The sequence below is a fragment of the Microvirga mediterraneensis genome (assembly GCF_013520865.1).
In the GTDB taxonomy this organism is placed as follows: domain Bacteria; phylum Pseudomonadota; class Alphaproteobacteria; order Rhizobiales; family Beijerinckiaceae; genus Microvirga; species Microvirga mediterraneensis.
Window position 1 is genome coordinate 2,557,057 of sequence record NZ_JACDXJ010000001.1, and the last position, 16,971, is coordinate 2,574,027.

At 62.0% G+C, this 16,971-nt stretch carries 19 protein-coding genes; 6 read left to right on the forward strand and 13 right to left on the reverse strand.

Annotation, left to right across the window (positions count from 1 at the left end; translation table 11 throughout):
• Positions 1-6: 6 nt before the first annotated feature.
• The 8 genes from H0S73_RS12080 to H0S73_RS12115 form a co-directional block, all read right to left on the reverse strand.
• Positions 7-1,020 carry an ABC transporter ATP-binding protein gene (locus tag H0S73_RS12080; protein WP_181052391.1) on the reverse strand — a complete coding sequence of 338 codons (1,014 nt, stop codon included), beginning with the start codon at positions 1,018-1,020 and terminating at the stop codon, positions 7-9.
• On the reverse strand, positions 1,017-2,120 hold the full coding sequence (locus tag H0S73_RS12085; RefSeq protein ID WP_343058338.1) for an ABC transporter ATP-binding protein: 1,104 nt from the start codon (positions 2,118-2,120) through the stop codon (positions 1,017-1,019). The genes H0S73_RS12080 and H0S73_RS12085 overlap by 4 nt, the downstream gene beginning before the upstream one ends.
• The gene (locus H0S73_RS12090) at positions 2,018-2,890 is read right to left on the reverse strand and encodes an ABC transporter permease (protein WP_181052392.1); all 873 of its coding nucleotides are present in this window, start codon (positions 2,888-2,890) and stop codon (positions 2,018-2,020) included. The genes H0S73_RS12085 and H0S73_RS12090 overlap by 103 nt, the downstream gene beginning before the upstream one ends.
• A gap of 7 nt (positions 2,891-2,897) precedes the next feature.
• Complete coding sequence (locus tag H0S73_RS12095) at positions 2,898-3,863, reverse strand: ABC transporter permease (protein ID WP_181052393.1); 966 nt, start codon at positions 3,861-3,863, stop codon at positions 2,898-2,900.
• Positions 3,864-3,947: 84 nt separating this feature from the next.
• Complete coding sequence (locus H0S73_RS12100) at positions 3,948-5,516, reverse strand: ABC transporter substrate-binding protein (RefSeq protein ID WP_181052394.1); 1,569 nt, start codon at positions 5,514-5,516, stop codon at positions 3,948-3,950.
• Positions 5,517-5,564: 48 nt separating this feature from the next.
• On the reverse strand, positions 5,565-5,963 hold the full coding sequence (locus H0S73_RS12105; protein ID WP_181052395.1) for a VOC family protein: 399 nt from the start codon (positions 5,961-5,963) through the stop codon (positions 5,565-5,567).
• Positions 5,956-7,338 (reverse strand): dihydroorotase, encoded by a 1,383-nt coding sequence (locus H0S73_RS12110; protein WP_181052396.1) that lies wholly within the window; start codon positions 7,336-7,338, stop codon positions 5,956-5,958. Before H0S73_RS12110 ends, H0S73_RS12105 begins: the two co-directional genes overlap by 8 nt.
• Positions 7,335-7,979: an aspartate/glutamate racemase family protein gene (locus H0S73_RS12115; RefSeq protein ID WP_343058339.1), complete on the reverse strand. Its 645-nt coding sequence runs from the start codon at positions 7,977-7,979 to the stop codon at positions 7,335-7,337. The genes H0S73_RS12110 and H0S73_RS12115 overlap by 4 nt, the downstream gene beginning before the upstream one ends.
• Positions 7,980-8,185: 206 nt before the next feature.
• Between H0S73_RS12115 and H0S73_RS12120 the strand changes: the two genes are divergently transcribed.
• The gene (locus tag H0S73_RS12120) at positions 8,186-8,893 is read left to right on the forward strand and encodes a GntR family transcriptional regulator (RefSeq protein WP_181052397.1); all 708 of its coding nucleotides are present in this window, start codon (positions 8,186-8,188) and stop codon (positions 8,891-8,893) included.
• 356 nt (positions 8,894-9,249) lie between these two features.
• On the opposite strand, the gene H0S73_RS12125 is transcribed toward H0S73_RS12120, so the two are convergent.
• Positions 9,250-9,960 (reverse strand): L,D-transpeptidase family protein, encoded by a 711-nt coding sequence (locus H0S73_RS12125; RefSeq protein WP_181052398.1) that lies wholly within the window; start codon positions 9,958-9,960, stop codon positions 9,250-9,252.
• Between the two features lie 359 nt (positions 9,961-10,319).
• On the opposite strand from H0S73_RS12125, the gene H0S73_RS12130 reads away from it, so the two are divergent.
• Positions 10,320-10,583, forward strand: coding sequence for a hypothetical protein (locus H0S73_RS12130; protein ID WP_181052399.1), 264 nt, complete (start codon positions 10,320-10,322; stop codon positions 10,581-10,583).
• Positions 10,584-11,012: 429 nt separating this feature from the next.
• Complete coding sequence (locus tag H0S73_RS12135; protein WP_181052400.1) at positions 11,013-11,246, forward strand: DUF6894 family protein; 234 nt, start codon at positions 11,013-11,015, stop codon at positions 11,244-11,246.
• A gap of 63 nt (positions 11,247-11,309) precedes the next feature.
• Here H0S73_RS12135 and H0S73_RS12140 read toward each other — a convergent pair whose 3' ends face one another.
• The 3 genes from H0S73_RS12140 to H0S73_RS12150 all read right to left on the reverse strand — a co-directional run bounded on the left by H0S73_RS12140 (position 11,310) and on the right by H0S73_RS12150 (position 12,659).
• Positions 11,310-11,564 (reverse strand): hypothetical protein, encoded by a 255-nt coding sequence (locus H0S73_RS12140; protein WP_173947258.1) that lies wholly within the window; start codon positions 11,562-11,564, stop codon positions 11,310-11,312.
• Between the two features lie 93 nt (positions 11,565-11,657).
• Entirely contained in the window at positions 11,658-12,284 is a 627-nt protein-coding gene (locus H0S73_RS12145) for a 2-dehydro-3-deoxy-6-phosphogalactonate aldolase (protein WP_181052401.1), read from the reverse strand.
• A gap of 90 nt (positions 12,285-12,374) precedes the next feature.
• Positions 12,375-12,659 (reverse strand): hypothetical protein, encoded by a 285-nt coding sequence (locus H0S73_RS12150; RefSeq protein ID WP_181052402.1) that lies wholly within the window; start codon positions 12,657-12,659, stop codon positions 12,375-12,377.
• A gap of 309 nt (positions 12,660-12,968) precedes the next feature.
• Between H0S73_RS12150 and H0S73_RS12155 the strand changes: the two genes are divergently transcribed.
• From H0S73_RS12155 to speB, 3 genes are all read left to right on the forward strand, one after another.
• Positions 12,969-13,484: an Lrp/AsnC family transcriptional regulator gene (locus H0S73_RS12155; protein WP_181052403.1), complete on the forward strand. Its 516-nt coding sequence runs from the start codon at positions 12,969-12,971 to the stop codon at positions 13,482-13,484.
• 99 nt (positions 13,485-13,583) lie between these two features.
• Positions 13,584-14,783, forward strand: a complete 1,200-nt coding sequence (rocD, locus tag H0S73_RS12160; protein ID WP_181052404.1) for an ornithine--oxo-acid transaminase — start codon at positions 13,584-13,586, stop codon at positions 14,781-14,783.
• Between the two features lie 18 nt (positions 14,784-14,801).
• On the forward strand, positions 14,802-15,842 hold the full coding sequence (speB, locus tag H0S73_RS12165; RefSeq protein ID WP_181052405.1) for an agmatinase: 1,041 nt from the start codon (positions 14,802-14,804) through the stop codon (positions 15,840-15,842).
• A gap of 138 nt (positions 15,843-15,980) precedes the next feature.
• Here the strand turns inward: speB and H0S73_RS12170 are convergent, their stop codons facing one another.
• Complete coding sequence (locus H0S73_RS12170) at positions 15,981-16,955, reverse strand: acetyltransferase domain-containing protein (protein WP_181052406.1); 975 nt, start codon at positions 16,953-16,955, stop codon at positions 15,981-15,983.
• Positions 16,956-16,971 lie beyond the last annotated feature (16 nt).

Genomic DNA, 16,971 nt, shown 5'->3' on the forward strand with positions numbered 1-16,971 from the left:
CCCGGCTCAGGCCGTTGAATCGGAAAGATGGCAGGCGACGGAGCTGCCATCGGGCTGTTGCCGCAAGGCAGGACGTTCAATGGCGCAGCGGTCGAACGCGAAAGGGCAGCGCGTGCGGAAGCAGCAGCCCTGGGGCAGGCGGAGCGCGCTCGGCACTTCGCCGGCGATTTCGATCTCAGGTTTGCGCAACGCCTTGTCGACAGTCGGCGCGGCAGAAAGCAGGGCCTTCGTATAGGGATGCTTAGGATGATTGAACAACTGATCGCGGCTGGCGGTCTCGACCATGAAACCGAGATACATCACGCCGATCCGGTCGGCGATGTGATGAACGACCGAGAGGTCATGCGAGACGAACAGATAGGACAGGCCGAGTTCATCGCGCAGATCCATCATCAGGTTGAGGATCTGAGCCTGGATCGAGACGTCGAGAGCCGATACCGGCTCATCGGCGATGATCAGCTTCGGACGAACCGAGAGGGCCCGGGCAATGCCGATGCGCTGCCTCTGTCCACCGGAAAACTGGTGGGGATAACGGTTGGCCTGCTCGGCGTTGAGGCCGACTCGGGCGAGCAGGGCCACCGCCTCTTCTTCCAGGGCCTTGCGGCTCAGGGCGCGCCCATCTTGAGCGCGCCGAGGCTCGATCACGATGTCCTTCACCCGCTGGCGCGGATCGAGGGAAGCATAAGGATCCTGAAAGATCATCTGCACCTTGCGCCGCACCGGACGCATCTGCCGGAACGCGAGATGCGAAATATCCTCCCCATCGATGCGGATCTCGCCGGAGGAAGGTTCGTAGATGCGGGCGATGGTCTTGGCGACCGTCGACTTGCCGCAGCCGGACTCGCCCACCAGCGCCATCACTTCCCCGGGTGCGATCGACAGGCTGACCCCATTGACCGCGCGCAGGATCTTCTGCGGCGCTGATAGACGGCCCTTATCGAAACGCAGTCTTTCGAAGAGGCCTCCGCCGATCGGGAAGGCCTTGACGAGTTCGCGAACCTCCAGAACAGGGACCGTCATGCCTCGACCTCGTTGAGCGGGAAATGGCAGGCCGCGTGCAGCGATTGCCGGACAGGAGCAAGCTCCGGAGTCTTCTCTGCGCAAAGCGGCCGCGCCCGGAAGCATCGATCCCGGAAACTGCAGCCCGTTCCGAGCTTCCGGATGTCTGGCACCGTGCCGGGGATCTGCCGCAGCCGATGCTGGCGGTCCGTGATGCGCGGAATGCTGTCGAGAAGACCGCGTGTATAGGGATGGGCAGGCTGGGCAATGACGTCTTCGGTCCGCCCACGCTCGACAACCTTGCCGCAGTAGAGGACCACTACCCTGTCGGCCATTTCCGATACGACCGCAAGGTCGTGGGTGACCAGGATCATCGCCGCGCCACGCTCGGAAATTTGACGGCGCATCAGCTTGAGGATCTGCGACTGCACGGTCACATCCAGAGCCGTCGTCGGCTCGTCCGCGATGATCAGGCGGGACCCGGCCAAAAGAGCGATCGCGATGACGACCCGTTGACGCATCCCGCCGGAGAATTGATGCGGATAGGCATCGAGGCGACTTTCCGCCTCGGAAATCCCCACGTCTTCGAGCATTCGGATGCATCGCGCGCGACGGGCGGTTTCGTCGAGATCCGTGTGCAGCTGAAGCATCTCATCCATCTGCCGGCCGATGGTATAGACGGGATTGAGCGACGTCATCGGGTCCTGGAAGACCATGGCGATCTCGCCGCCGCGAACGGCGCGCAACTCTTCCTCGCTTTTCTTGGCAAGATCATCACCATTGAAGAGTATCTCTCCGGCTTCGATCCGCCCGGGTGGATCGATCAATCGCAGGATCGAGAAGCCGATGACGGACTTGCCGCCCCCGGACTCGCCGACCAGACCGACAACCTCGCCCTTTTTGACGTCGAAGCTGACGCCATCGACGGCTTTCACCAGACCGCCGAACGTGTGGAAATGAGTCTTCAATCCACGGATATCGAGCAACGTCTCACTCATCGTGCTTCTTTCTTCATCATTCATCGCAGACGGGGATTGAGTTCGTCGCGCAGGAAATCCCCGAACAGGTTGATGCCGAAGACGAGGAACATGATGAACAGCCCAGGAAAGGCGGAGGTCCACCAGATCCCCGAGAACAACACGTCGAATCCCTCCTTCACCAGGAGCCCCAAGGACGGTTCGGTGATCGGGACGCCGACGCCGAGGAAGCTCAGCGAGGCCTCGATGAGAATGAAGGTTCCCACCTGGATGGTGGAGACGACGATCAGCGGCGTCATCACGTTCGGCAGGATATGACGCACGATAATCTCAAGATTGCCGAGGCCTGCAACCCGGGCCGCTTGGATGTATTCCTTCTGGATCTCGCTCAAGGTGGACCCACGGACCGTGCGGGCATAGACCACCCATCCGACGGCTGTCAGGGCGATCAGGACCATGATGATCCCGGTACCGAAAGCCGACATAAGGAACAATGCGATCAGCATCGATGGAAACGAGAGCTGGATGTCGGCGATGCGCATGATGACGCTATCGACCGTGCCGCTGTAATAGCCGGACAGGAGCCCCAGCGTCGTGCCGATCACGCAGGAAAAAGCCATCGCAGTGAGGCCGATGAATGCCGAGATGCGGGCGCCGTAGACGATCGAGGCCAGAACGTCCCGACCCTGACCGTCCGTCCCGAGGAGGTAACGGCTGTCACCGCCCTCCAGCCAGACCGGTGGCTTGAAGCTGTCCATCAGCTCGAGCCGCGACACGTCGTAGGGATCCTGGGCTACGATCAACGGGCCGAACAACGCCATGAGGGCAAAAAGGGCAAGCAGCGCGCTGCCGAAGATTGCCGGAAGGTTTCTGCGGTAATTATAGAAGAATTCCGAGGAGAGGAACCGGGTCATATCGCTCTCATTTCACGGTAATGCGCGGGTCGATCAGCGTGTAGACGATGTCGACGATGAAATTGATGGCGACGAAGATGAAGGCGGTCAGCATCAGATAGACCACGATGACCGGGCGATCGCCGCGGTAGATCGAGTCGATCAGAAGCTTGCCGGTTCCGGGCCAGGCGAAGATCGTCTCGGTAATGGTGGCGAACGCGATCAGGTCGCCGAGCTGCAAACCGAAAATCGTCACGACGGGAATGAGCGCGTTCTTCAGGCCGTGGGCAAACAGGATGTGACGTCGTGATGCGCCCTTCGCCCGTGCGAAGCGGATATAGTCCTGCCGCATCACTTCCATCATACCGGCGCGGGTGATGCGCAGGATGATGGCAAGCGTGGCGAGGGCCAGAGTGATTGCGGGCAGGATGATATGAGACCAGCCGTCGCGGGTCAGGATGGACAGGCGCAGGCCCAACACCTCAATGGTCTCGCCGCGCCCCGACGACGGCAGGAATTGGTAGCGGACCGAGAAGAAGAAGATCAGCATCATGCCGACCCAGAAGCCGGGCAGGGAGATACCAAGCAGTGAGCCGGCCATGATGCCGCGGGAAACAGGCCGGTTCGGGTTTGCGCCGGCGAAGACGCCGAGCGGGACCGCAACCACCGTGGCCAGCGTAATCGCGACAAGCACCATCTCGATGGTGGCCGGCAGGCGCTCGAGAATGAGCTCCATCGCGGGCTGGCGGAAGACATAGGAGCGACCGAAATCACCCTGAAGAAGATTGGTCAGGAAGATCCAGTACTGGCTCAGCAGCGAACGATCCAGGCCGAGAAGGCGGCGTGCCTGCTCGATCTCGGCGGCCGTGGAGTCGATCGGGATCACCATGAAAACGGGATCGCCGGTAAAGCTCATCATCAGGAAGACGATGACGGATACCGCGAACAGCACCAGCATCATCTGTAAGAGCCGCTTTATGGTGTAGCCAAGCAAGGCGGTGGTTCCATCGTTTGACAAGTGAAGTGGCATAGAGACGCCGGCGGTGTGGCCGGCGTCTCTTCGCTGGAAGTCGGGGCCTTATTCCTTGATGTCGATTTCATACGCCCAGAGGAACTTGTCGGCGCGCGGCGTCATCTGGATGCTCTTCTTGGCGGCATACAGATCCTGCTCGTAGTGGATCGGGATCATCGGGATGTCGTGCATCAGGATCTTCGTGACGCCTTGGAGATACGCGTCGCGCTCGTCGAGCTTGGGGGTCGCGTCGGCTTTGTCGATGAGGGCATCGACCTCAGGGTTCGAGTAGGAGCCTCGATTGACCTGGCCGTAGCCCTCTTTCTTGCCGCGTGAGTAGAACATCACACTGTACATCGAGCCGCCGTCGCCCGACGGAACGTCCCAGCCGCTCATGATCAGGCTCGACTGGTTGCTCGGGACGCGGATATAGCCGAAGAAGTTCGATTTCGGCATCAGGTTGAGCTTGAGGTCGATCTTGATCTTGCCGAGCATGGAGGCGAGTGCCTGTGCGATCTGCTGATCGTTCACGTAGCGGTTGTTGGTGGTGTCGAGCGTGACCGTGAAGCCGTCGGCATAGCCGGCCTCCGCCATCAGCTCGCCGGCCTTCTTGAGATCGAACGGGTACATCGTGCGGAAGCTCGCGCCGTCGACATGGCCGGTATGCGAGGCCGGCACGTATTGCTCTGACGGGGTCGACAGGCCGTTCATGATGATCTTATTGATCGCGTTAACGTCTATGGCGCGCACCATGGCCTCGCGGACGCGCCGGTCCTTCATGGGGTTCTTGTCGAGCGCAATCGTCGGGCTCTTGTCACGCTGGTCGATCGACACGACGACGTTCAGAAGGCTCGGCTGGGTCAGGACCTTGTAGCGCTCATCGGATTTGACGCGACTGACGTCACGGACGTTGAGATCCTGGATAAGATCGACCTCTCCGGTCAGAAGAGCCGCCGTGCGGGTGGCGCCGTTGGTGATCGGACGGAAGGTTACCGTATCGATCTTTGGCGCACCGGCGAAATAGTCCTTGTTGGCTTCGAGACTGATGTGATCTTCCTTGATCCATTCTGTCAGCTTGTAAGGACCTGTCCCGATCGGCTTCAGGTCCAGCTTCTCGTTGCCGACCTCCTTGGCGTACTTCTCGCTGAGGATGAGCACGGCGGCGAGGTCGTTCGGCAGCACCGCGTAGGGGCGCGGCGTCTTGATTTCGACCGTATAGTCGTCGATGGCCTTGAAGGCCGAGATGTTGGCGCCCAGGTTCGCCATCAGCGACTTCTTCAGCCGGTCGAGCGTGAACACCACGTCCGATGCCTTGAACTCCGTGCCGTTGTGGAATTTCACGCCCTTGCGGAGCTTGAAGACCCAGGTGGTCGGGTCGGCCAACTCCCAGCTTTCGGCGAGGCCCGGTCCGAAGGAGAGATCGGCGTTCCGGCGGACCAGGGGATCGTAGATGTGATAGAAGAGGATGTTGCTGGAGAGTTCCTCGCCCGCCTGCGGGTCGAGATTCACAGCATCCGACGTCAGACCGATCTTGAGAGCCTTGGCGTCGACGACGCTGGTCAGGGCCGTGGAGGCGAGAAGGACGGCTGCGGCCACAAGAGCGCTTCGGCCATTGAGCATGCGTAATTTCAACATGTGAGTTCCCTTTGTTTTCATCTGCCGATCTGTTGCCTGCAGTACGATTTATCGGAGTGCTGTCTGCACCTCGATCTGGTAGCCCTCCGGATCCTCGAGCACGAAGGCCCGGATCCCGAGTGAAGCGCTGTCTCTCGGTTCGGTCAGGGCCGCGACCTTGTGCGCGGCGAGATAACGATGCCAAGCATCGACGTTTGGGACGCGGATGCAGACCTGGACGGGCTTGACCGGGTGGGCGCGGTGCATGCCGCGGGTTTCATCGACGAGGCCGATATAGGCGTGGTCCGCGATGCGCAGGATCTTCGACCAGCCTTGGTCGATCTCAAGGGGGAAACCCATCACTTCGGTATAGAACGCGAACGCCTTCGGCAGATCGACGTAGTAGAGGAATGTGATCGCTTTCTCGACGATGCCGCCGTCGGGCGGACTGAGGGAAATGTCACTCATGGGGCGTGTTCTCCTGAAACCACCGGGAAGTACCACGGGCGACGAAGCGGCCGGCGCCGGGCGTGTTGACGATGGTTGCGCCGTCATAGGCGAGGCGGCCGCCGAGATAGGTGCGGACCACGCGACCCGCGAAGCGACGTCCGTCATAGGGGCTCCAGCGCAGTCCGTCCTCGGCGCGCGACGAATCCCAGACTGTGTCCGCCTCCTCGAAAATAGCGATGTCGGCGTCGGCGCCAGGCTGCAGCGCGCCTTTGCGCGGATGGAGGCCAAAGAACCTCGCCGGCCGTTCCGCCAAGTATTCGGCGGTCATCCGCGCGGCGTCGACACCGCGCATCTTGGCCGCCGTGAAGAAGGCCGGCAGCAGCGTCTCCATGCCCGGAACTCCGGCACCTGCCTCGAAGATGCTGTCGGTTAGCTTATTGTCGATCGGCCAGCTCGAGTGGTCGGAGCTGACGAAGGCGACGCGCCCTTCGATCAACTCCTGCCACAGAGCGTCGATCTGGCCGGGTCGGATCGGCGGGTTGACCTTCATGCGCGCGCCGAGCTCGTCTCCATCGCGCTCGGGATCGAACCACAGGTAATGGACGCAGAGCTCACCCGTCGCCCGATACCCGTCATGGACGTAATGATCGACGAGTTGGAAACCCCGCGGCAGACTGATGTGCACGATGTGTGCATGGGCGCCGGCGCTCGCCGCGAGCTCGAGGAAATGGGCCGTGGAGGCCAGTTCGGCGGCCGGCGGCCGGCTCGGCGAGTGGGCGGCGATTCCCTTGTGTCCGTCGGCACGGGCGGCTGCCACGCGGGCCCGGACGATTTCCTGATCCTCGTTGTGAAGGCCGAGGGGCAGGTCGGTTGCCGCGAGTTCCTCAAGCAGGTCGAGCGTCATCGCGGCGCCGATCCGGGGAAACCGCGTCGGACTGCTCTCGAAGGCAGAGATCTTGAAGGCGACGACGCCGCCTTCCGCCAGTCGCGACACCTCGTCCAAAGACTGACCGGGCATGACGGTCCCGTAAAGCGCGACGTTCGCATGCGCGTAGCGATGGATCGCCTCGACCTTGGCGGCGAGATGCGCGCTGGAACTCAACGGCTCCGGATTGTCATAGGGCATGTCGACAAGCGTCGTGACGCCGCCGGCGATGGCCGAGCGTGTCGTGGGCTCGATGCCGGAAAGTCCAAGATAGCTGCCCGCATGGGTTTGACCATCAATGATGCCTGGCAGGATATAGGCGTCACCGGCATCGTGAGTCTCCCGAGCCTCCGGAGGCTCGCCGGCTCCGACCGCATGGATCATGCCCCGCTCGATGGACACCCATCCGTTCTTCAACGTTGCCCCGGGGGTGACGACGGAGCCTTTGATGACAAGATCGACGCTCATCGGCCCTTCCCCGCGTAGCCGAGTTCGGCATGGGTGCAGGCCAGTGCGACGCCGGCCTGGACCGGATCGATTACGGGCAGGCCGAGTTCCGCCTGCAGTGCGGCGCGATAACTGCCCAGACCGGCGCAGCCCAGGATGACGACATCAGCCCCATCTTCATCGCGAAGCGCGGCCCCGATGCGTGCAACCCGCTCCACCACATTCGAGGCGACAAGGTCGACGATCGCCATGCCCAACGCACGGTCGCCCGCGAGCCTGCGCTCAAGCTTCAGCGTTTCAAGATAGCGGCGGTGCCGGACGATCGACGATGGTCCGAGTGATACGATGCCGAAACGCTTTCCGAGGCCGAGTGCCGCCAGGTAGGCAGCCTCAGCGATCCCTGCCACAGGCAAATTTGTAGCGGCACGGATTCGATCGATCCCCGGGTCCGAGAAGCAGCTGATCACGATGGCATCGGCGCGCGCGGTACTGACGGCATCGAGAAGGAGGGGGATTACCTCGGACACATGATCGTCGGTCTCGATCCCGGGCGGCGCATCCTCCAGCTCGACGCAACGGATCCGATGTCCGTTTCCGTCGAAAATCCGAAGGCATCCCTCCATCGATCGGGTGACTTCCTTCGAACTGTTGGGGTTGATCACCAGTATCTCTGCCAAGGGCCCCTCCAACCGAACTCTCCGGTTCGATCCTTGTGATATTCTTTGTGATATATTACGAAATATGTCAAGTCGAGTCCTGCTTGCGCATGGCCCGAATACAGGGGAGAAAGGCGAGCTCGGCTGAGTGGGATGTGAGGGCGGGTGCGGGGAATGCGATCCGCAGGATTCGAGAGTAGGAGCGCGACATATTGCAGACCCCCGTTTTCACCGGCGACGGAAGAAGTGCCCGCGGCAAAAAGTTGTCGCTGACTGAGACCGCCTACCAAGCCTTGCGTGCGCGGGTGCTTTCAGGAGAACTGAGGCCCAGCGCCGAGTTTTCGGAGTCGGAGCTGGCCGAGCAACTCTCGATGAGCAAAACGCCAGTGCGCGAGGCGCTCGGCCGGCTGGTCGCCGAGGGTCTGATCGAGGCCTTTCCGCGTCGCGGCTACAGGGTCACGCCGGTGACTGTGAAGGACATCAACGACCTGTTTGCCATACGTGCCATGACGGAGGGAACGGCAGCCGCGATGGCGGCGCTGAACCTGACATCCTCCGATCTCGATCGCTTGGAGACGCTGGCAGAAGCTCGGTATGAGCCATCCCAAGACGAGAGCGTGCAATCCTTTGTGAAAGCCAATCGCGATTTCCATATGGCCATTGCCGAAGGTGCCAACAATCCGCGTCTGTTGGCAATGGTCGCCGCTTATCTCGACGAATGTACCCGGCTCTTCTATCTCGGCGCTCTTAGCCGCGACGTAAATCCTGAAACAAGTGACGACCACCGGCGCATCGTGGGCGTCTTGCGTCTACGCGATCCAGATCAGGCGCGGGCCGCGATGGTGGAACACAGTGAACATACACAACAGGGTATTCTGAAGGCGCTGATATCTAGCGATACGACTGCGCTTACTCTGTGACGTGGGCGTGATCGAGGTCAGGAGCTGACACTTCCGAGCGTAAGCCTCCGGCCTATTTCTAGGTTCAGTGGACGTTTGTTGGGTCCTGCCGCAAACACGGTTCAAACGGCGTTGGAGAAACACCTGTATCTCGCGCGTTCGACATGTCTGGACGCCCTGCGCAGCGCAAGAAGAATTTTAGGCTTGGTGTGGTGCAGGATCAGATGCGGACATGCGTGCGGCTCCTGATCCTACCGTTTCTGAGGGAAAAGATTGCTTCGGCGACCTCCCAGTGAACGCCACCCGCACGATGTGCTCAGTCTCTGCGAACGAGCATGTTTTTCGCGCGGCCAGCACCGGCAGCGCCCAGGCCGGGGCTATGCCGGCAGGACGACCACTTTCGTCTTGACAGGCGTTCGTGAATACAGGTGCATCATGTCCTGGCTGAGCAGGCCGACGCAGCCGCTTGTGATGCCCGTGCCGATGGATTCGGCGTCGCTGCTGGCATAGATCGTATAGAGCGTGTAAGCGCCGTTCTGATAGAGATACAGCGTGCGGGCGCCGAGCGGGTTGTCGAGGCCGCCCGGCATGCCGCGGGCATACTTGGCCGCCTCAGGCTGGCGCCGGATCATCTCCTTGGGCGGGGTCCAGGTCGCCCATTCGGCCTTGCGGCCGACATAAGCGTCGCCGCTCCACCGGAAGCCGTCGCGGCCGACATTGGCGCCATAGCGGGTGGCGGAGCCGTCGTCCTCGATGCGATAAACGTAGTAATTGCCAGGGTCGACGATGATCGTACCGGGCGCCTCTTTGGTGTCGTAGCGGACGGTCCGACGGTAATATTTCGGATCGACCTTGCTGATATCGACTGCCGGGATCGGGAATTTCTCATCGGGCACCGGCCCGTAGAGTTTCGCGGCCTCGGCGAGGCTCATGCCGTCGGATGTCGCGCAACCGGCCAGTCCCAGGGCGCCGACACCGACGGCCGAACCGACCAGAAATGACCGCCGCGTGAGGAGTGCCGGCCGACGCCCGAGCAAAGCTTCCTCGTCCGTAGCCCCAGCATCGACATTCCTACCGTCCCTGATCATGATTTGGCCGCTTCCCATGTCCTGTTGCCCGACGAGACAATACTCCGGCATACACCCGCTGAACGTCTTGCCGAGCTTGAGATTGCCGTCACACGGCTCGATTGGCAAGCCCGGGCCTTCGCTTGCACCGGCCACCCGGCGCGGCTCTGCCGGGTAACCCCGAGGCCGGTCCATCGACATCTGCCGTGTCTGGTCGTCCGTCCGGAAGGGGGTTGCGTCGGCTCTGTGGCAGCAAACCAATCCTGGGGCGGCGATCCGTCCCGACGGTTAGGACCTTGACCGCAACCTTCCGAAGCACATCGCGTTGGGAGTTGACCAATAAGCACCACTCCAGGGGCATCGATCGCAAGGAGATCCCCATGCGTCATATTCTGTTGGGTACTTTAACTATCGTGACCATCGCTCTGGGCGCTGCCACAGCCATGGCTCAAAATCCTCCACCGCCGGTTCCGGGCGGTAGCGGATCCCAGACAACGAATCCGTCAATTTACCGGGACACGGCCAAGCGGGACCGTGAGCGCTCGATGCTGCTCCAGCAGAAGCAGCTTGGCATGACCACGGGCAGCGTCAGCAAGCATCATACTACCAAAAAACATCATCGTACGACCCGTCCCGGCATGTGAACAGCCCGGACGTGCTAAGCTCAAGCTTGGAGGCTCCGGGCCATCGACCGGAGCCCTTTTCACGCGCGTCGCTGATGCGGTTCAAAGGCGCTCTTAGGGCAATCGTTCGCAAACGCCACAGGGTCCCATGACGTCCTTATGAGATACCCGTGAGGATCGGCCGCTCACGACCGACACCGCCCCGGCGACGAGCCGTCCCAGGGTCGAGCGGGCTCCAGCGGCATGTCCCTGACGTTGATCCGCTATGGCCCTTGGCGTGCCAATCTCGTGAGAGATCGGCTCCATGGATCGAGCCGGCCTGCGGCACCCTTGCGACAGACGTCATCATTTCTGGAAATTACGTGTATAGGAGAAGGGCAGGTGCCTGATTGAACCTGCCGCCCGCAAGGGCGTTCTTCCCGCCAAACATCGATCTGAAGCTTGATCCCCATGCCCCGTTATTTCTTCAATATCCGAGACGGCTACGACCTTGATGAAGACGAGGAGGGGGTCGAGCTTCCCGATCTCGAGGCAGCCCGCGCCGAGGCCCTGGCTACGGTCGAGGAATTGCGCGACGAGCTGGCCGATGCGGGCAATATCGAACTCGAGATCACCGACGAGACGGGTCGGCGCCTCCTGACCGTCCCTTTCTTCCGAGGCGGACAGGGTGGACGCCGCCGCTAAAGCCGCCGCAAAGGAAAGGCCCGGCGCGAGGCCGGGCCCTGACTCGCGAAGAGAAGAATCCGATCAGCACTCGGTCTTCTTCTTGGTGGTCGTGTCGCCGAACTCGTCCGTCTTCTGCTTGGTTTCCGTGGTGCAGCCAACGGAGCCGGTGGTCGTGGTGACCGAGGTGGACGACGTCGTGCTCGGCTCCGTCTTGCGCTCGATGGTCGTCTGGCTGCCCAGAATCCCTTCTTCCTTCTTGATGGTCGTGGTGGTGTCCTGAGCGAAGGCGGCCGTGCTGAGAAGCGAAGCCGCAAGAAGCAGTACCGTTTTCTTCATCGTGAACTCCTTGAACAAGCATTTCTCCCTGAGAACGGCTTTCGCTCCCAGGGGTTCCTGCTCAGGTCGTTCAGAACGTATCCAGCCTGCGGGTCAGACGGCCGCGAGGTTTCGCCAGGATTGTGCGAAATCGCGAGCATTCCGGTCGATTTCCTCGACCGTCATGGCAGGCGTGAAGAGGGCGGAGCCCAAGCCGAAGCCGTCGGCGCCGGCATCCAGATAGGGCTTCATGTTATCTGGCTTGATACCCCCGACGGGCAGGACGAGTGCATCCTTCGGCAGCACGGCCCTCCAGGCCTTTACGACCGCGGGCGGAATCGCTTCGGCCGGGAAGATCTTGATGGCGTCCGCGCCTGCCTTGAGGGCTGCGAAAGCCTCTGTCGGAGTCGCTACCCCGGGAGTGCAGAGGAGCCGATTCTTCTTGGCTGCCCTGATCACATCGAGGTCCGCATGGGGCATGACGATGAGCTTGCCGCCCACGTCGTGGACACCCACCACCTGCTCCGGCTCCAGGACGGTTCCCGCACCGACAAGTACGTTCCTGGGCATCGTCTTGGCCAGAATCTCAATGCTGCGGAAGGGCTCGGGGGAGTTCAGAGGCACTTCGATGATTCGGAAGCCGGCCTCGACCAGCGAGAAGCCGACAGCTTCGGCATTCTCGGGCTTGAGGCCGCGCAGAATGGCGATCAGAGGAAGATCGGTCGTATATTCCCGCAGCATAACAGCACCTCCAACCCCGACGCGAAACAGCCGCTATCCCAAAAGCGCTGTCGACCAAGCGGTACTAGTTGGCAAAAGGAGAGGCTGGTTTCAACCTTTTGCCGCTCGCTGCGGAAGAAATCGTACCAGATAGGAAACGGCACTGCGAAGCGTATCGCGACCGTCGGCGCTGTGCTCGATGAACCAGTCTTCGAGGGCCGCTTCGGGGTACAGCGCCTCAACCCCGGCGAAGAACTGCATCAGCTTGAGCGAGTCGAACCCGAGAGAGTGGGTCAGTGACATGTCCATGCCGACTGCGCTTCGGTTATTTTCATCAAGGGCTTTACAAAGCGCCGAAATGCTGTCGGCGACATCTGTCTCCGAGAGAAGGTTCACTGATTTTGGTCCCTGAAATGTGACGTAGAGTTATACTAGAACGTGGCTCTGATTCAACAATGAAATGATATACAAGTGTGGAAAGTGACGTAGTGTCATAGGAATTTGATGATACATAGTATCAAATTTGCGACCCGATTCTGAAGAAGCATCCGAGGTCCGGGAGTGAGGCTCCGCTCGTGTCGGCGACCGGTTACCGCGCGGTCTCATTCCTAATGTGGAATTGCAACGCTTATGCTTCGTAGGATAGAGACCTGACCATCTGTTGCCGGCCCATACCGTTCTCATGGGCCCTGTGCGAGCCGAACCATGAAGCCGCCCTCGAAGCTGCTAAGCCGCAGCGTCAAGCCCTCCCTCGACCGGATCGACCTGATGATCCTCGATGCGCTCCGCGACCATGGGCGCATCACCTACCAGGCTCTGTCGGAGCGGGTCGGGCTCTCGGCGCGCCCCTGTCTCGAGCGCGTCAGACGGCTTGAACAGAAGGGCGTGATCCGAGGCTATACGGCCTTGATCGAGCCGTCTGCTCTTGGGCACGACATCATCGCGCTGGCCGGGATCAGCATGCGCGATCCATCGACCGGGACGCGGCAGCGGTTGGAGCGGGCCCTGACAGCCAATCCTGCTGTGATCGAACTGCAGGTCGTCAACGGCGAGTACGATTACATCGCAAGGATCGTGGCGCCGACCCTGGCGGCCTATGAGGCCCTGACTGAGGCTTATCTGGCCGATCCCGGGTTCGGAATCGGTCGTATCCACACGACCTTCGTCCTGAAGACCCTGAAAGACTTCGAGGGCTACCCGGTCGCCGACCACCGGGATTAGGCGCGGCCGCGTCACGGAACGACAGAAACGGCTGTGGGAGCCCGGAGATTCAGCCTCGATCGGGGAGCGAAGCTCATAAGCTTGTCCATGGAGGAACCCATGGATTTCATTGCTCTCGAACGATCGGTCACAGCCGCCAATTACGATCCCCTGCCTGTCGTTCTGAGGGAGGCGAAGGGCGTGTGGGCCACGGATACGGCGGGCCGGCGCTATCTCGACATGATGAGCGCCTACTCGGCCGTTAGCCTCGGCCATGGTCATCCGCGTATTCTGAAGGCGATGATGGAACAGGCGTCCAAGCTCGCCGTCACTAGCCGCGCCTACCACACGGAACTGCTCGGCCCCTTCCTGGAACGGCTCGTCCAGATCACCGGACTCGATATGGCGCTCCCCCTGAACACCGGCGCGGAAGCCGTCGAGACCGCCATCAAAGCGGCCCGCCGCCGGGGCTATAGCCGGAAGGGGATCACGAAGGATCAGGCAGAGATCATCGTCGCGAACAACAATTTTCACGGCCGCACAACCACCATCGTGGGGTTCTCGTCCGACGAATCGTATCGCGAGGGCTTCGGTCCCTTCGCCGGGGGCTTCAAGCTGGTGCCGTTCGGCGATTTCGCAGCCATCGAGGGAGCAATCACGGGCAACACCTGCGCCATCCTGATCGAACCGATCCAGGGTGAGGCGGGGATCGTCCTCCCGCCCGAGGGATACCTGAGGGATTTGCGCGCGCTCTGCGATAGGAACAACATTCTGCTGATCCTCGACGAGGTGCAGTCGGGCCTCGGCCGCACCGGCCGCTGGTTCGCCCACCAGCACGAGAACATCAAGCCGGACGGGCTGATCCTTGGCAAGGCCCTGGGCGGCGGAGTCTATCCGGTCTCGGCCTTCGTGGCGACGCGCGACGTCATGGAGGTCTTCAATCCCGGCTCTCATGGCTCGACCTTCGGGGGGAACGCCCTGGCCGCCAGGATCGGCCTGGAGGCTCTGGCGGTGATCGAAGAGGAACATCTCGTCGAGCGGAGCGCCGAAATGGGCAGCTACCTCCAGGACCGCCTGCGCGCCATGCGCAGCAACATCGTGAAGGAGGTGCGCGGCCGCGGCCTGTGGGTCGGTGTCGAGGTGGATGCCAACGTGGTCTCTGCCCGTGCGGTCTGCGATGCGCTGCTCGAGAACGGCGTCCTCTCGAAGGACACCCATGGGACGGTGCTGCGCTTCGCCCCGCCTCTCACCATCACCCGGGACGAGATTGACTGGGGGATGGAGCGGATCGAGCGGGTTTTCGCCCGCGCCGTTCATTGATGCAGGGGGATTCCATCGATGGCACAGAATCTTAAGAAGATGAGCGAGCCCACCACCCGCGAGCAGCGGCTGGAGACCTACCAGCCGTTGTCCGGCATGGTGGTTCCCCGGTTTGCCGGCATTTCGACTTTCATGCGGCTGCCTTATCTTGCCCCGATCCAGGCCCCAGGCGAGATCGACATTGCGATCCTCGGCATTCCATTCGACGGCGCCACCACGAACCGTCCCGGAACCCGCCTCGGGCCGCGCCAGGTGCGCGAGGCGTCATCGCTCATGCGCCTTGTCAATTATGGAACCCTGGTAGCGCCTTACGATCTCTGTGCCTGCGCGGATGTGGGCGACGTTCCGGTCAATCCCATCGACGTACAGGATACGCTTCGCCGTATCGAGGCGGAGATCTCCTATCTCCACCAAGGCGGTGTGACGCCTCTTTCCATCGGCGGCGATCACATCATCTCGTATCCGATCCTTCGCGCGCTCGCCGCGAAGAGCGGTCCGGTGGGCATGATCCATGTGGATGCGCACAGCGATACGGGTGATACGTATTTCGGTGGCCAGAAGCTCACCCACGGGACGCCGTTCCGCCGGGCCATCGAAGACGGCGTGCTCGATCCCAGGCGCATGGTGCAGATCGGGATACGGGGGCACATGTATGCTGCCGACGAGCGCGAATGGGCTCTCGACCAGGGGATCCGCATCATCGACATGGAAGAGGTGGCGGAGAAGGGCATCCCCTATGCCATCGCCGAGGCGCGCCGGATCGTCGGGGGGGACCCGACCTATTTCACCTTCGACATCGATTCCATCGATCCGGCCTTCGCCCCGGGCACCGGCACGCCGGAGATCGGCGGCTTCACGAGCCGCGAGGCGCTGCAACTCGTCCGCGGCTTCCGTCACCTGAACCTCATCGGCGCCGACATGGTCGAAGTCTCTCCGCCGCTCGACCAGTCGGGCGGCACGGCGCTGGTCGGAGCTTCTATCGCGTTCGAACTCCTTTGCCTTTTGGCGGAGGCGAGGGCGGAGCGCGCCTCGAAGGAGACGCGGTTGAACGTGGTTTAGCGCCCGCATCCTCTTTTGCGAACCATGTCTCTACGTCATCACCGGCCTTGTGCCGGTGATCTCGATTGGGGAAATGAGATGCTTTAAGCAAGCGGGATGGCCGGGACAGGCCCGGCCATGACATTTGGGAGGACGCCTCTACGAGGGTGGCCTCTGGCGCATGCATTGCTGCGCCGCCCGCGAGACGCGCATGTTGTCCTCTTCGGCAGCCTTGTTGGCGAGGAGCCTTTGCCAGAGACCGCGCTCGGGGACCTGCTGCAGGATGCAGGAGCAGACCGACGGGCATAGGGCCGGGTCTCCGTTCTGCATCAGGCAGATCTGCCGGCAGGCCGCCGATGGAGACGGCCCTACGATCTGCGCGACGCCGTAAAGGATCCCGAGCAGGACGATCTGGTGCGTCAGGTAGATCGGCAGGCTCTTGCGCCCGGCCCAGATCATAAGCTTGGAAATCGGACTGGCGGCGCGCCAGCGCGCTAGGCCGAGCGCCTCCCGCCGAGCCAGCAGCCATTGTCCGCCCGCGACCCCGATCAGCACGAGACCGAACCAGGGAAAGATCGGCACGTAATCGTTCGTCACGGGGTCGGCCGCGCCGAGGCCGAGCCAGTCGAGCCAGGGTGCGTCGAGGACAGGGCTCGTGAAGAGACGGGGGCCGATCAGGAAGAACGCGGCGGCGCCTAGGGTCAGGGCGGGATGCAAACGCAGGAAGGGCAGGGCCAGCACGCTAGAGACGGCGATGCAGTGAAGAATGCCGAAGAAGATATAGCTTTCGGGAAAGGCGAAATAGGTCGCCAAGGTTACGGCCAGAGCTGCCCCGCCGACCTTCAGGAGGCGCCTCAGGAAAGGGATTCGCCGAAAGCCCTGGACATGGGCGAGGGCCAGGCCGAATCCCGCCAGCATCAGAAACGACCCGGCGATCCCACGTGCGAACCAGCGCCACGCCGGGACCTGGAGGATGTTCGTCCCGATCAGCTGCAGGAAGCTCAAGTCCCAGCTGAAATGATAGACGATCATCGCGCCGATCGCGAGGCCGCGGGCCACGTCGATGGCATCCCAGCGCTGAGACGCGGTCTTGCGGGCTTCGGGGGAGGTGGCGGTCACGTCTGTCTGTCCCATGGGCAAAGGCATTCCC

What these genes read in the sequence shown, in the direction of transcription:
- H0S73_RS12080 (WP_181052391.1), bottom strand. Translation starts at nt 1,020, where the DNA reads ATGACGGTCCCTGTTCTGGAGGTTCGCGAACTCGTCAAGGCCTTCCCG.
- H0S73_RS12090 (WP_181052392.1), bottom strand. Translation starts at nt 2,890, where the DNA reads ATGACCCGGTTCCTCTCCTCGGAATTCTTCTATAATTACCGCAGAAAC.
- H0S73_RS12100 (WP_181052394.1), bottom strand. Translation starts at nt 5,516, where the DNA reads ATGTTGAAATTACGCATGCTCAATGGCCGAAGCGCTCTTGTGGCCGCA.
- H0S73_RS12105 (WP_181052395.1), bottom strand. Translation starts at nt 5,963, where the DNA reads ATGAGTGACATTTCCCTCAGTCCGCCCGACGGCGGCATCGTCGAGAAA.
- H0S73_RS12110 (WP_181052396.1), bottom strand. Translation starts at nt 7,338, where the DNA reads ATGAGCGTCGATCTTGTCATCAAAGGCTCCGTCGTCACCCCCGGGGCA.
- H0S73_RS12125 (WP_181052398.1), bottom strand. Translation starts at nt 9,960, where the DNA reads ATGATCAGGGACGGTAGGAATGTCGATGCTGGGGCTACGGACGAGGAA.
- H0S73_RS12130 (WP_181052399.1), top strand. Translation starts at nt 10,320, where the DNA reads ATGCGTCATATTCTGTTGGGTACTTTAACTATCGTGACCATCGCTCTG.
- H0S73_RS12135 (WP_181052400.1), top strand. Translation starts at nt 11,013, where the DNA reads ATGCCCCGTTATTTCTTCAATATCCGAGACGGCTACGACCTTGATGAA.
- H0S73_RS12140 (WP_173947258.1), bottom strand. Translation starts at nt 11,564, where the DNA reads ATGAAGAAAACGGTACTGCTTCTTGCGGCTTCGCTTCTCAGCACGGCC.
- H0S73_RS12145 (WP_181052401.1), bottom strand. Translation starts at nt 12,284, where the DNA reads ATGCTGCGGGAATATACGACCGATCTTCCTCTGATCGCCATTCTGCGC.
- H0S73_RS12155 (WP_181052403.1), top strand. Translation starts at nt 12,969, where the DNA reads ATGAAGCCGCCCTCGAAGCTGCTAAGCCGCAGCGTCAAGCCCTCCCTC.
- rocD (WP_181052404.1), top strand. Translation starts at nt 13,584, where the DNA reads ATGGATTTCATTGCTCTCGAACGATCGGTCACAGCCGCCAATTACGAT.
- speB (WP_181052405.1), top strand. Translation starts at nt 14,802, where the DNA reads ATGGCACAGAATCTTAAGAAGATGAGCGAGCCCACCACCCGCGAGCAG.
- H0S73_RS12170 (WP_181052406.1), bottom strand. Translation starts at nt 16,955, where the DNA reads ATGGGACAGACAGACGTGACCGCCACCTCCCCCGAAGCCCGCAAGACC.